The organism is Streptomyces sp. NPDC057271, from assembly GCF_042668715.1.
Classification (GTDB): Bacteria; Actinomycetota; Actinomycetes; order Streptomycetales; family Streptomycetaceae; genus Streptomyces.
Genome location: NZ_JBHUYJ010000010.1, coordinates 122,450 through 135,366 on the forward strand (window position 1 = coordinate 122,450; position 12,917 = coordinate 135,366).

At 73.1% G+C, this 12,917-nt stretch carries 11 protein-coding genes; 9 read left to right on the forward strand and 2 right to left on the reverse strand.

Features of this window, described 5'->3' with window-relative positions; translation table 11 throughout:
• Positions 1–21 precede the first annotated feature (21 nt).
• A complete protein-coding gene (locus tag ACFUJR_RS07900; RefSeq protein ID WP_383177316.1) occupies positions 22–2,820 on the forward strand; it encodes an alpha/beta fold hydrolase in 2,799 nt (932 codons plus the stop codon).
• The gene (locus ACFUJR_RS07905) at positions 2,817–3,749 is read left to right on the forward strand and encodes an ABC transporter permease (RefSeq protein ID WP_383177319.1); all 933 of its coding nucleotides are present in this window, start codon (positions 2,817–2,819) and stop codon (positions 3,747–3,749) included. The genes ACFUJR_RS07900 and ACFUJR_RS07905 overlap by 4 nt, the downstream gene beginning before the upstream one ends.
• Positions 3,750–3,776: 27 nt before the next feature.
• Here the strand turns inward: ACFUJR_RS07905 and ACFUJR_RS07910 are convergent, their stop codons facing one another.
• On the reverse strand, positions 3,777–4,490 hold the full coding sequence (locus tag ACFUJR_RS07910; RefSeq protein ID WP_383177322.1) for a DNA-binding response regulator: 714 nt from the start codon (positions 4,488–4,490) through the stop codon (positions 3,777–3,779).
• A gap of 217 nt (positions 4,491–4,707) precedes the next feature.
• On the opposite strand from ACFUJR_RS07910, the gene ACFUJR_RS07915 reads away from it, so the two are divergent.
• From ACFUJR_RS07915 to ACFUJR_RS07945, 7 genes are all read left to right on the forward strand, one after another.
• Positions 4,708–6,267 (forward strand): von Willebrand factor type A domain-containing protein, encoded by a 1,560-nt coding sequence (locus ACFUJR_RS07915; protein ID WP_383177324.1) that lies wholly within the window; start codon positions 4,708–4,710, stop codon positions 6,265–6,267.
• Between the two features lie 45 nt (positions 6,268–6,312).
• Positions 6,313–6,780, forward strand: coding sequence for a DUF1772 domain-containing protein (locus ACFUJR_RS07920; protein ID WP_383177325.1), 468 nt, complete (start codon positions 6,313–6,315; stop codon positions 6,778–6,780).
• A gap of 188 nt (positions 6,781–6,968) precedes the next feature.
• Positions 6,969–7,379 (forward strand): CrcB family protein, encoded by a 411-nt coding sequence (locus ACFUJR_RS07925; protein ID WP_383177328.1) that lies wholly within the window; start codon positions 6,969–6,971, stop codon positions 7,377–7,379.
• Positions 7,376–7,723, forward strand: a complete 348-nt coding sequence (locus tag ACFUJR_RS07930) for a DUF190 domain-containing protein (protein WP_383177331.1) — start codon at positions 7,376–7,378, stop codon at positions 7,721–7,723. The genes ACFUJR_RS07925 and ACFUJR_RS07930 overlap by 4 nt, the downstream gene beginning before the upstream one ends.
• Positions 7,720–8,070 carry a fluoride efflux transporter CrcB gene (crcB, locus tag ACFUJR_RS07935; RefSeq protein ID WP_383177334.1) on the forward strand — a complete coding sequence of 117 codons (351 nt, stop codon included), beginning with the start codon at positions 7,720–7,722 and terminating at the stop codon, positions 8,068–8,070. The genes ACFUJR_RS07930 and crcB overlap by 4 nt, the downstream gene beginning before the upstream one ends.
• A 177-nt stretch (positions 8,071–8,247) precedes the next feature.
• On the forward strand, positions 8,248–9,042 hold the full coding sequence (locus tag ACFUJR_RS07940) for a BTAD domain-containing putative transcriptional regulator (protein ID WP_383177337.1): 795 nt from the start codon (positions 8,248–8,250) through the stop codon (positions 9,040–9,042).
• A 76-nt stretch (positions 9,043–9,118) separates the two neighbouring features.
• Positions 9,119–11,209, forward strand: a complete 2,091-nt coding sequence (locus ACFUJR_RS07945; protein ID WP_383177340.1) for a helix-turn-helix domain-containing protein — start codon at positions 9,119–9,121, stop codon at positions 11,207–11,209.
• Here the strand turns inward: ACFUJR_RS07945 and ACFUJR_RS07950 are convergent.
• Positions 11,158–12,399, reverse strand: a complete 1,242-nt coding sequence (locus tag ACFUJR_RS07950) for an IS701 family transposase (protein ID WP_383177343.1) — start codon at positions 12,397–12,399, stop codon at positions 11,158–11,160. The two genes, ACFUJR_RS07945 and ACFUJR_RS07950, sit on opposite strands and share 52 nt — an antisense overlap.
• Positions 12,400–12,917 lie beyond the last annotated feature (518 nt).

Here is a 12,917-nt window from a genome sequence, read left to right on the forward strand (position 1 = left end):
GGGCCGCCTAGGCTCGGGACCATGCCACTCCGACTTCCCCGGTGGGCCGCGGTCGCCGCCGCCCTCGCCGTGCTCGCGGGCGCCGGTACCTGGACCGCCGTCGCCTCCGACGAATCGCCACCCGTGCACCGCGCGGACCAGGTGCTCGACATGCCCGGGGCGCGGATCGACACCTCGTACTTCACCTCGGGACCCGCCGCCGACCGCAGGCCGGCCGTCCTGCTCGGCCACGGCTTCGGCGGTTCCAAGGACGACGTCCGCGCCCAGGCCGAGAAGCTCGCCCGCGACGGCTACGCCGTCCTGACCTGGTCGGCGCGCGGTTTCGGCGCCTCGACGGGAGAGATCGGACTCAACGACCCCGACCACGAGGTCAAGGACGTCCGGCGGCTCGTCGACTGGCTCGCCGAGCGCCCCGAGGTCCAGCTCGACAAGGCAGGTGACCCGCGGGTCGGTGTCACCGGCGCCTCCTACGGCGGGGCGATCGCCCTGCTCGCCGCCGGCCATGACACCCGCGTCGACGCGATCGCCCCCCAGATCACGTACTGGAACCTCGCCGACGCCCTCTTCCCGGACGGCGTCTTCAAGAAGCTCTGGGCCGGGCTCTTCTTCTCCGCGGGCGCCGAGACGGGCGCCGGGAACGGTGCCGGCCGCGGCGCCGATCCGGGCGAGGGGACGGACTCCGGGACGCGCCCCGGAACGGGTACCGGCGCGGGTGCCGATCCGGGTGCCGATCCGGGTGCCGAGAGCGCCGCCCCGCCAGGCGCCCGCCCGGCCGCCGCCGGGACCGGCGGGGCCGGCTGTGGGCGGTTCACCGCCGAGCTGTGCGCGATGTACGAGAGCGTGGCCGTCTCCGGGAAGCCCGACGCCGCCGCCCGGGCGCTGCTCGAATCCCGCAGCCCCTCCGCCGTCGGCGACCGGATCAGGGTCCCGGCCCTCATCGTCCAGGGGCAGAGCGACTCCCTCTTCCCGCTCACGCACGCCGACGCCATGGCGAAGACGATCGCCGCCAACGGCGCGCCCGTCGCCGTCGACTGGATCGCGGGCGGCCATGACGGCGGTGACCGCGAGACGGACCGGGTCGAGGCCCGGATCGGCGCCTGGTTCGACCGCCACCTCAAGCAGGACGAGGGAGCCGACACCGGACCCGCGTTCCGCGTCAGCCGCACCGGTGGGGTCGACTCCACCGACGGCCGGGCACAGCTCCGCGGGGCGAGCTCCGACCGCTACCCGGGACTCACGGGCGACCCGCTCTCCGTGCCGCTCGACGCCGCCCGGCCGCAGACCTTCGCCAACCCCGCCGGAGCCGGCCCGCCCGCCATCTCGGCCGTCCCCGGCATCGGCGGCGGGCTCTCCCAGCTCTCCTCCCTCGGCGTCGGCCTGTCGCTCGACTTCCCCGGCCAGCACGCCCGGTTCGACGCGAAGCCGCGGACCGAGCCGGTACGGATCACCGGCACGCCGACCGTCCGCGTCAACGTCACCTCGGACAGCCCGGACGGCTCGGCCGTCCTCTTCGCCAAGGTCTACGACGTCGCGCCGGACGGACGGCAGCAGGTGCTGCCCGCGCAGCTCGTCGCCCCCGTCCGCGTCGAAGGCGCCGCGAAGGGCCGGAGCCTCGCGCTGACGCTGCCCGCGATCGACCACGAGATCGAGGCCGGCCACCGGCTGCGGCTCGTGCTCTCCGCCACCGACCTCGGCTACGCCTCCCCGGCGACACCGGCCGGCTACACCGTGGCCGTCGAGTCCCCGCTGACCGTGCCGACGGCGCCCGCCGTCGACACCCAGGCCGCCGCCATGCCCTGGTGGGTCTGGGGCCTTCCGCTCGCCGGCGCCCTGATCGCCGCCGCTCTGCTGCTGACGTCCCGGCGCCGGACCGCGGCTCCCGCCCCCGACCCCGAACTCGCCGCCGTACCGCTGCAGATCACGGGCCTGACGAAGAAGTACGCCAGGTCCTCGGATCGGTACGCCGTGCGGGACCTCTCGTTCCGTGTCGAGCAGGGACAGGTCCTCGGCCTGCTCGGGCCCAACGGCGCCGGGAAGACCACCACCCTGCGCATGCTCATGGGTCTGATCACCCCCGACGACGGGGAGATCCGCGTCTTCGGGCAGGCCATCCGCCCCGGCGCGCCGGTCCTGTCCCGGGTCGGCGCCTTCGTGGAGGGCGCGGGCTTCCTGCCGCACCTCTCCGGGCGGGAGAACCTGGAGCTGTACTGGAAGGCCACCGGCCGCCCCGCCGAGGACGCGCACATCGAGGAGGCCCTGGAGATCGCGGGCCTCGGCGACGCCCTGGCCCGCGCCGTACGGACGTACTCGCAGGGCATGCGGCAGCGGCTCGCGATCGCCCAGGCCATGCTCGGCCTGCCGGACCTGCTCATCCTCGACGAGCCGACCAACGGACTCGACCCGCCACAGATCCGCGAGATGCGGGACGTGATGATCCGGTACGCGGCGCAGGGCCGGACCGTCATCGTCTCCAGCCACCTCCTCTCGGAGGTCGAGCAGTCCTGCACCCACCTCGTGGTGATGGACCGCGGGCAGCTCGTGCAGGCCGGCCCGGTCGGCGAGATCACCGGCGGCGGGGACACCCTGCTCGTCACGCTCGGGGACACCGTCCCCGACCCGCTCGTCGACAAGATCGGCGCGCTGCCCGGGATCGGTTCGGCCGCACGGACCGAGGGCGGGCTCCTGGTCCGTCTCGACGGGGCCGACGCGACCGCCCTGATCGGCGAACTCGTCCGCCTGGACGTGCCCCTGACCGGCGTGGGACCGCACCGGCGCCTTGAGGACGCGTTCCTGACCCTGATCGGAGGTGGCTCCGCATGAGCACGAGCACAGGCACAACCGGCCCCGGCACCCGCCCCGGCACAAGCACCGGTACGGGCGACCCGGGACCGGCGGCGCTCGTGGAGACCGCCCCCGGCTACCGGGCACGGCGCACCCTGCCGCTGCGCGTCGAGGCCGTACGGCAGCTGAAGCGGCGTCGCACCCTGGTCATGGGCGCGGTGCTCGCCGCACTGCCCTTCATCCTGATCATCGCCTTCGCGATCGGCGGGGACCAGGACGGTGACGGCGGCAACGGCCGCATCACGCTGATGGACACGGCGACGGCGTCGGCGGCGAACTTCGCCGCGACCTGTCTCTTCGTCTCGGCAGGCTTCCTCCTCGTGGTGGCGGTGGCCCTGTTCTGCGGGGACACCGTCGCCTCCGAGGCGAGCTGGTCCTCGCTGCGTTATCTGCTGGCCGCACCCGTGCCCCGGGCCCGGCTGCTGTGGTCCAAGCTGGCCGTGGCGCTCGGCTTCAGCGCGGCGGCGATGGTCCTGCTGCCCGCGGTCGCACTGGTCGCGGGCACGTTCGCCTACGGCTGGGGGCCGCTGCAGCTCCCCACCGGCGGCGCTCTGCCCGCCGCCGAGACCCTGCCCCGGCTCGGTCTGGCCGTCGCGTTCATCCTCGTCTCCCAACTGGTCACCGCCGGGCTCGCGTTCTGGCTCTCCACGAAGACGGACGCGCCGCTTGGCGCCGTCGGAGGCGCGGTCGGACTGACGATCATCGGCAACGTCCTGGACGCCGTCACGGCGCTCGGATCCTGGCGCGACTACGTGCCCGCGCACTGGCAGTACGCCTGGGTGGACGCGCTCCAGCCTCAACTGGAGTGGGGCGGGATGCTGAAGGGCACCGCGATCTCGGTGACGTACGCGCTGATCCTCTTCGCCCTCGCCTTCCGGGGCTTCGCGCGCAAGGACATCGTGTCGTAGGCCCACAGGAGGCCGGCCCGCACCCGGTCACAGCCACCCCCTTCGAGCCGCTTCCGCACCCGCGCGGAAGCGGCTCGTCGTGCCCAGGGCGTGCATCAGCTCACCGACTCGCCGGCTGTACGTGCGGCCGGACATGCCGAGGCGGGCGGCGGCCGTCTCGTCCGTGAGCCCGGCGAGGAGCGCTTCGAGGACCGGGCGGAGCTGAGGAGGAAGCTGGCCGCGCGTTCCCTCCGTCGCCCGGGTCAGCTCCTCGCCCGCATCCCAACTGGCCTGGTGGGCGCGGACCAGAGCTTCCACGACGACCGGGTCGCGGATCAGCAGCACCCCGTTGTACAGCAGCTCCAGATCGAGCGGGACCGCCGCGACCGTGCGGTCGACGACGATCATCTTGAACGGGATCGTGTCCGTGAGCCGGGCGCTGCCCGGCCTCCGGACCGCCCCCGCCACATGGGCCAGGGCGTGGCGCGGCACGATCCGTCTGACCTCCGGGGCCCGCTCCGCCGCGGCCCGCATGCACGCTCCCGCCAACTCCAGGAACGGCTCGGGGATCGCACGGCCCACGGACGCGGCCGGGTCGTCGAAGGTCAGCAGCTCGTGCCGCGTCGAGGCGGCCAGCCCGGCCAGCGCCGCGCTGATCCGTCTCGTGCCACGGACGGGCCGCCCCGGAGGTCGCTGTGCCTCGGGCACGGCTCTGTTCATCGCCGATCGCGCGAGCATCACGGAGCCCGCAGTCTCTGCCACCGCTGACCACCCCCGCCCCATCGGTGTGCCACTCCATGTACGCATGCGACTGCACACGGTGACAACCCCTGTTGAGAAGGATGGCGAGTCCATGCCACGCGCCTCGGACCCGGCCTCCGTTGCCGCATCGAGATCTATCCGCAACTCCTTCGTCGGCTCCGGCACGGCCTCTCGGACGTCACATTCACAAGTGAAGGACACCGAGGGGGGAGACGACATGAACCGACGACACCGCGCACGGCTGGCGGCCGGGGCCCTGGCCGCCGGACTGGTCCTGACGGGCTGTGGTGGCGGCCAGAACGGCGACCGGACGTCGAGCCGGGAGGGCGGCGGCAACCACGCGCCGGACGTGCCCAGGTTCGAGGCACCCCGCCCGGACGCGGGCCGTGAGGACGCCGCCGAGGGTGAGCAGCGCTCCCCCCGCCCGTCCGCCGACTACCTCTCCACCTTCGCCCTGGACGTGGACACCGCCTCGTACGGGTACGCCCGCCGCACCCTCGCCGAGGGCCGGCTGCCCACCCCGACGTCCGTACGGCCGGAGGAGTTCGTCAACAGCTTCCGCCCGGACTATCCGCGGCCCGAGGGCGCCGGGTTCAGCGTGACCGTCGACGGTGCCAGGACCGACGACGAGGGCTGGTCGCTCGTCCGGGTCGGGCTCGCCACCGCGGCCGCCGAGCGGAAGGGCGAACGCCCGCCCGCCGCCCTCACCTTCGTCGTCGACATCTCCGGTTCGATGGCCGAGCCCGGCCGCCTCGACCTGGTGAAGGAGTCCCTCGGCATCCTCACCGACGAGCTCCGCGACGACGACTCCGTGGCCGTGGTCACCTTCAGCGACGAGGCCGAGACCCGACTCCCCATGACCCGCGTCAAGGGACAGCGCGAGCGCATCCACGGCATCGTCGACGAGCTGGCGACCGCCTCCTCGACCAACGTGGGGGCGGGGGTGCGGACCGGGTACGACGTCGCCGTCGAGGGCCACCGCGAGGGCGCCACCAACCGGGTCGTCCTGCTCTCCGACGCCCTGGCCAACACCGGTGACACCGAAGCGCAGTCGATCCTGAACCGGATCGACGAGGAACGCCGGGAGTACGGCATCACCCTCTTCGGGGTCGGCGTCGGCAGCGAGTACGGCGACGCGTTCATGGAGCAGCTCGCCGACAAGGGCGACGGGAACACCACGTACGTCTCCACGACCGAGCAGGCCCGCAAGGTCTTCGTGGACCAGCTGCCCACGAACATCGAGCTGCTCGCCCGCGACGCCAAGGCGCAGGTCGCCTTCGACCCGGAGACCGTCGAGCGGTTCCGGCTCATCGGCTACGAGAACCGGGACGTCGCCGACGAGGACTTCCGCAACGACCGGGTCGACGGCGGCGAGGTCGGCGCGGGCCACACCGTCACCGCGCTGTACGCCGTGAAGACCCGGCCCGGCCGCACCGGGCGGCTGGCCACGGCCACGGTCCGCTGGCTCGACCCGAAGAGCCGCGCGCCCCACGAGAACTCCGGGAGCGTCACCACGAACGCGCTCACCGGCTCGCTCTGGGCGCCGGGCCACGACAGCCTGCAACTGACCGCCGTCGCCGCCTACTTCGCCGACCGGCTGCGGGGCGGCGAACTGCCGGGCGCGCCCCGGCTCTCGGTACTCGCGGAGCGCTCCGGGGCGATCGCCGACCGGTCGGGCTCGAAGGTCGTGAGGGAGCTGACCGAGGCGATCCGACAGGCGGACAGGCTGCTCGGCCGGGAGGCCGGCGAGGGTTCGGGCGATCCGTACAGCGGCTGATCCGGAAGCCCTGCGCGAGGGCGGGTGTCCGGCCATGATGGCCTCATGGCCACCACGTCGCTCGCCCTCGCCGTCGCCTGCACCGGCCTCTACGCCGGGTTCATGCTGATCTTCCTGACCGGGATCATGCCCGCTCTCGCGCGGCTCGACGACGTCGCGTTCGTGGACGCCATGCGGCGGATCAACACGTACGTGCCCAAGCCGGTGTTCCTGCTCGTGTTCCTGGGTGTCGTCGCCTTCCCACTGGCCGCGTTCCTCGTGCCGGTCGACGACCGCTCCGACACCCAGAAGTGGCTGATCCTGGCCGGCCTCGTCTGCGCGGCCGCGAACCACCTGGTCACCGTCGCGGGCAACGTCCCCCTCAACAACGCGCTGGCCGCCTCGGAGCGCACGGGCGAGCCCGCGTCCGCCGTCCGGGGGGCCTTCGAGAAGCGCTGGAACAGCTTCCACCTGGTCCGCACGGTGCTGATCCTCGCCGCGTTCGGGCTGCTGATCGCCGCCACCCTCGGTTGAGGAACGGATCTGACACATTCTCCGGCCGGACTTCGACCGGCGCGGGACCCGGCCCGGCCGTCGCGCGGACGAGGCGGCGGGCCGGCCCCGGTCGAACGCCCCAGGCCGGGCGCCGAGCCTGTCCGCCTCGCTCGGTTCCGTGCGCTCGGGCCGAGTGCCGCGCCGCGTTCCGTCATAGCCTGACCTCCATGGACTTCCGCAGAGAGCTGCCGATCGTCGGGGCCGTGGCCGCCGGCGGGGCCGTCGGGGCGGCGGCCCGCTACGGCGCTTCGCTCGCGTGGCCCACCCCGGCCGGCGCGTTCCCCTGGACCACGCTCGCCGTGAACGCGTCCGGCTGCGCGGCCATCGGCGTCCTGATGGTCCTGGTGATCGAGGTCGCCACCCCGCCCCACCGGCTCGCCCGCCCCTTCCTCGGTACGGGCGTCCTCGGCGGCTTCACCACCTTCTCCACGTACACCCTCGACACGCAGCGGCTGCTGAGCGCGGGGGACGCGGCCCGCGGCGTGGCATACATGGGAGCGACGGTGGCGGCCGCGATGGCCGCCGTAGGGGCCGCGACCTTCGCGACCCGTGGCGCTCTGGCAAGGAGGACACGATGACGAGACTGGTGGGGAGGGCCCTGCGCGTGACGATCCTCGTCGGCGAGAGCGATACCTGGCACCACCGGCCGCTGTACGCCGAGATCGTGCATCGCGCCCACGAGGCGGGGCTCGCCGGCGCATCCGTCTTCCGGGGGATCGAGGGCTTCGGAGCCTCCTCGCGCGTCCACACCACGCGCCTGCTCTCGCTGAGCGAGGACCTGCCCGTCGCCATCGTGATCGTGGACACCGAGGACCGGGTCCGGGAGTTCCTGCCCCAGCTCGACACGCTGGTGACGGAGGGTCTGGTGATCCTCGACGACTGCGAGGTGATCCGGTACGTGGGCCGGGAGGAGCAGGAGTGAACTGGCTGCTCGTCGTCGCCGGCGCGGCCGTCGGCGCGCCCCTGCGGTACCTCACCGACCGGGCCGTGCAGGCGCGCCACGACTCCGTCTTCCCCTGGGGCACGTTCACGGTCAACGTCGTCGGCTCGTTCGTCCTCGGCCTGCTCACCGGAGTCTCCTCGGCCCACGCCCGGCTGCTCCTCGCCACGGGCCTGTGCGGGGCGCTGACGACGTACTCCACGTTCTCGTACGAGACGCTGAAGCTGTACGAGAGCGGGGCGAAGGGGTACGCGGCGGCGAACGTGGCGGGGAGCCTGGCGGCGGGGCTCGGAGCCGTATGGCTGGGAGTGGAGGCCGCGGGGGCCTGACGCGGGCCCGACCTGTCGGAGGACGACGCGCGGCGTCTGGGCCGCGCGATCCGCCTGCTCACTGCTGACGACTTCTGTTCGCCGAGTGGTTCCTCGGCGTCAAGATTTATCTTCCCTAAAAAAGAAGTGGTCATTATTATCTTATGGTCGCAGGACGTGAACCATGGAGGGGGCGCTATGGATCTGAAGGTGCTGGGCTTGCTCACAGTCCAGGAGAGCGGAACACCCATCGTTCCCGCCGAGGCGCCGGCCCGTCAGCTGCTCGCACTGCTCGCGGCCCACGCCGACCACATCGTGCCGACGGCCGTCCTGACGCAGGAGCTCTGGCCGGAAGGCCCGCCGCAGTACGCGGGGGAGATGATCGAGACCCACGTCCGGCGGCTGCGTGAGCTGATCGACACGGCGCTGGGCCTCCGCCGCGAGGAGGCGGCGGGCACGCCCGCCGCCTCCGGACGCGTCACCGCGCGGGATGTCCTCGTCACCCTGTCCGGGGGCTACCGGCTCGGCACCGGAGGCGGCACCTCCGACCTGCGCGTCTTCCAGCGCTCGGCCGGTGCGGGCTACCGCGCCATGGAGCTGGAGGACTACGAGACGGCAGCCGAACGGCTCGGCGAGGCACTGGAGTTGTGGACGGCCGACGCGTACACCGGAGTGGTGACCGGACCCCATCTGCGGGCCCACATCGCCCGCCTCGAACAGTCGCGGCTGCGGGCCCTCGACCAGTGGGTCGAGGCGCAGCGCAGGCTCGGTCGCCGACGCGACCTCTACACCGGCCTGTCCGTCTTCCTCTCCCGGTTCCGCAACTCGCCGTCCCGGTACGAGGCGATGGTGGCGGAGCTGGAACGCGGCGCCGACCGTGGGCGGGGGACGCGGCCGTACCTGGAGGCGGCCGCGAGGGTCCGGGTCGGGACCGTTCTGCAAGCGACGCGCCACCCGCTTCCCGCCCGTCGCCGCCTCCCCGTCGCCAGTTGACCGGAAGATCACCGTCGAACTAGCTTCTGACCGATAACGGGCGAAACGCGCGCGACGGGCTGGGGGCTCCCACATCATGACGGTCTCACGTACCCATGACACCGGCCTGATGGCCGTCCTCGAACTGCTCGCCGAGCAGGCTCCGTCGGGCCGTTTCGACGAGGTGCTGCAGCGAGCCCGGCGCGACGGCGGCACGGACCAGGAGCTGGCCCGCCTGGAGCGCGCCGTGCATCTGGCCCGTGGCGTACAGGCCTGGCAGGGGCAGCGCCGCCAGCGCGAGGACGGCCTGGCCGACCTGGTGGACACCGCACGGGACCTGACGTCCCCCCATGACGTCGAGTCCCTGCTCCACGTGGTCACCCGGAGGGTCAAACGGCTCCTCAACTTCGACATGACGTCCATCGCCCTCCTGGAGCCGGAGGGGGACCTGCGCGTCTACGTCTCCGACGGCTCGACCACCGCCCTCGCCACCGGCCACACGATCCCCGCCCCCTACGGCCTGGGCCACCCCACCCTCGCGGCCAGAGCGCCGCTGTGGACGGCCGACTACCTCGACGACGAGACGCTCGCGCACGACGAGAGAGCCGACGCGGTCGTACGGGCCGAAGGCCTGCACGCCATGATGGCCGTGCCGATGTGCAACGGCGACCAGACAGTCGGCGTGCTCTACGGCGCCGCGCGCTCCGTACGCCACTTCAGCCCGGACGAGATAGGCCTCGTCTGCTCCCTGGCGGCGCTCGCCGCCGTCGCCATCGAGCGGGCCGGCAGCTTCGAACAGGCCAGGGGCGAGGTCGGCCGACTCGAACTGGACGGCTTCCGCACCCGTACGAGCCTGGTGAGACTGCAACAGCTCAACGAGGCCCACAGCCACACCCTCGGCCTGCTGCTCGCAGGCGCCGACCTCACCACCGTGGCGAAGGCGGCAGGCGACGCGCTGGACGCGGCGCTGCAACTGCGCGACCCGGCCGGGCGGCCGCTCGCCGCCAGCGGTGACCTCGGCGATCTGGACGAGTCGGCCGTGGCCGAGGCGGCCCTGGACGCCCACGCCCATCTGCGGCCCGTCGTCACCGCCCAGGGCACCTGGGTCGCCCCGGTCACCGCGGGCGCCGAGGACCTGGGCGTGCTGGTGCTGCGCCCGACCACGGCGCTGGTGGGGGAGGACGAGGGGCTGCTCCAGCTCACCGCGCAGACCTTCGCGATCCAGCTCCTCCTGCGGCGCAGCACGGCCGTCGCCGAAGGGCCCGTACGCGACGACCTGTTCGACGAACTCCTCGCGGCCGGCACCCGCAGCGGGCACCAGACGCACTACCTCGTGCAGCGTGCGCGCCGCCTCGGCATCGAGCTGGAGGCGCCCCACGTCCTCCTCGTCGTCCACCCCGAGGGCGGCGAACAGGGACGGGCCGTGGTGTGGGCCTCCTCCTACGCGCACCGGATGACCGGGCTCAAGACGGTCCACAGCGGCAACATCGTGCTCCTGCTGCCCGGGACGGACGCCTCGGCAGCGGCCCGAGCCGTGGCCGACCAGCTCCCACCGTTGCTGGGCCACCCGGTGTCGGTGGGCGCGGCCGGACCGGGCCGGGGCGCCGCCGACATCGGCCGGATGCACAAGGAGGCCGTGCGCTGCCTGGACGCGCTGACCGCGCTCGACGGCGCGGGCGGCACCGCCTCCGCCAAGGACCTCGGCTTCCTCGGCCTGCTGCTCTCCGACGACCACGACGTGGACGGCTTCATCCGGTGCGCGATCGGCCCGGTCCTCGGCTACGACCGCGACCGGCTCACCGACCTGACCGGCACCCTGGAGGCGTACTTCGCCTCCGGCTGCAGCCAGGCCGGCGCGGCCGAGGTGCTGAACGTCCACCCCAACACGGTGTCCCGGCGACTCGACCGGGTCACCGACCTCCTCGGCGACGCGTGGCAACAGCCGGGCGGAACACTGGAGGTGCAGCTCGCGCTGCGGCTGCACCGCTCCCGCGAGGTGCTGCGCCGACAGCGCCGGACGGCCGCGGACGCCACGGACTCCAGGCACACCACGGACGTCGCCGGCGTCACGGACTTCACGGAAGTTACGGACGTTACGGATGTTACGGATGTTACGGACGTCACCGTCACGGATGCTCAGGCGGACGCGAGTTCGGACGGGCGCCCCCTCTCGGAATCGCCGTGGTAGCCACCGCCGTACCCCTTGCCGGAGCCGTACCCCTCGCCACCGCCGTACCCCTCGCCCGAGCCGTCCTCCGAGCCGCCCTCGTACCCGCCACCGGACAGCACGACGGCCGCGTGCGCGGCGGAGGCCAGCGTCATGTGCCGGTGCCAGCCCCGGAAGGAACGGCCCACGTAGTCCCGTAGCCCGGTCTCCTCACCGACGCTGACGAAGTCCGCGTCCACGCGACGCGTGAGTTTGGTGAGGCGCAACAGCGGACCGGGGCCCGGCTGCGTCATCCCCGTCAGCCACAGCGCGGACGGCGGACGGGACGGGTCGCCCCACTCACCGAGCAGGGACAGTCCGCGCGTCGCCCCGGAAGGATCCGACAGCGCCACCGGGACCATCGCGGCGAGCGACGTACGCGGGGCGAGTCCGGATGCCGTGTCCTGCCACGGCACCGGCCGGCGAACCCCCCTGACCAGCTGCAGGATCCGCTGAGCCGGCAGCGGGCCGCCCCGGAAGCCGGGCATGGCGCGGTCCGCGACGGACAGCCGCTGGGTGCCGCTGATCCGGAGGAGGAAGGGAACACCGGCCGCCGCGAGCGGTGCCACCGCCGCCGACAGGTCACCGTCCCGCAGATCGATCAGGACCGGTCTACGCGGCCCCCAGCGCCGAGCGGCCTCCAGGGCGACGGCGACGGCGCACTCCTCCGGGCTCTCGGCCCACGCCTCCGCCGGCACGCCCGCCCGGTCGCGCAGCCTGTGATCGTGGACCCACTGGTCCGGCAGGACCAGACGCCAGTCGACGGGCGCGCTCAGCTCCTGGGAGGCAAGCCACACGCCGAAGGCATGCTGCCCGCGGAACGTCTGGCGCAGGTGCGGGGCGAACCCCTGGTCGACACCGACCGAGTGCTCACCGGTCTTCGGGATCGACATCTGGCGCACCACCCACGCCTGGACCGCCGTCTTCCGCTCCAGATGGGCGGCCAGCGCGGCGCGCAGCGGCTGCCAGTTCCAGGTGGAGTCGGCGATGAAGTGATGCAGAGTCTGCTCCGTGGCAGGCGACCCCAGATGGGCCGCGATGTTCCGCGCGGTCTTGCGTCCCTCGGTGGTGAGCAGCCCGCGCAGGTACTGCTCCCCGCGCTGTCGCTGGTCCTTCCTCGGGAAGGAGGAGAACAGCGTGGCGCAGAGTTCGGAGACGGCGTCGTCGGCCATGGCCGGGTCGGTGAGACGCCGGTTCCGGCGAGGCACCGTCAGCGGTCGGACCGGTTCTCGTCGCCTGATGACAGCTGTGTTCACGACACTCCAACCATGGGGGGTGGCCTGCTCTGTTGCCCTCCCACGATCGCTCCGGCAAGGGCCCGCGGACGAGGTGTCCACGGCACCCGCCTCCCGTCGCTCGTGCGTTCCGGACCACTGGTGATTCGGCCATGCGGCGCGTCGGAGAACCCGGCGGCGGACAGGGCTTCGGCAGGGATCCGGCGGGGTCCGAGGGGGTGTGGCCGGACCACCACACGGGCCCGCCGGGTGCGCGGTCACCCACCGGTGGAGGCCCGTACGGCCCCGTCCGCAGCGGACAGGGCATCGAGTACCGCGTCCGCGACCTCGCAGGGCGTACGGCCGCCCGTCACCGGATCCGGAGGTTGTCGAGGTAGGACCGCACGTTACGGCGGGTCTCCGGCACGCTGTCGCCGCCGAACTTCTCCACGACCGCGTCCGCCAGGACCAGCGCG

Excerpts from the sequence above, each read along its gene's own strand:
- ACFUJR_RS07915 (WP_383177324.1), top strand. The coding sequence starts at position 4,708 with ATGAACCGACGACACCGCGCACGGCTGGCGGCCGGGGCCCTGGCCGCC.
- ACFUJR_RS07940 (WP_383177337.1), top strand. The coding sequence starts at position 8,248 with ATGGATCTGAAGGTGCTGGGCTTGCTCACAGTCCAGGAGAGCGGAACA.
- ACFUJR_RS07950 (WP_383177343.1), bottom strand. The coding sequence starts at position 12,399 with ATGGCCGACGACGCCGTCTCCGAACTCTGCGCCACGCTGTTCTCCTCC.
- ACFUJR_RS07930 (WP_383177331.1), top strand. The coding sequence starts at position 7,376 with ATGACGAGACTGGTGGGGAGGGCCCTGCGCGTGACGATCCTCGTCGGC.
- ACFUJR_RS07900 (WP_383177316.1), top strand. The coding sequence starts at position 22 with ATGCCACTCCGACTTCCCCGGTGGGCCGCGGTCGCCGCCGCCCTCGCC.
- ACFUJR_RS07925 (WP_383177328.1), top strand. The coding sequence starts at position 6,969 with ATGGACTTCCGCAGAGAGCTGCCGATCGTCGGGGCCGTGGCCGCCGGC.
- ACFUJR_RS07945 (WP_383177340.1), top strand. The coding sequence starts at position 9,119 with ATGACGGTCTCACGTACCCATGACACCGGCCTGATGGCCGTCCTCGAA.
- ACFUJR_RS07920 (WP_383177325.1), top strand. The coding sequence starts at position 6,313 with ATGGCCACCACGTCGCTCGCCCTCGCCGTCGCCTGCACCGGCCTCTAC.
- ACFUJR_RS07905 (WP_383177319.1), top strand. The coding sequence starts at position 2,817 with ATGAGCACGAGCACAGGCACAACCGGCCCCGGCACCCGCCCCGGCACA.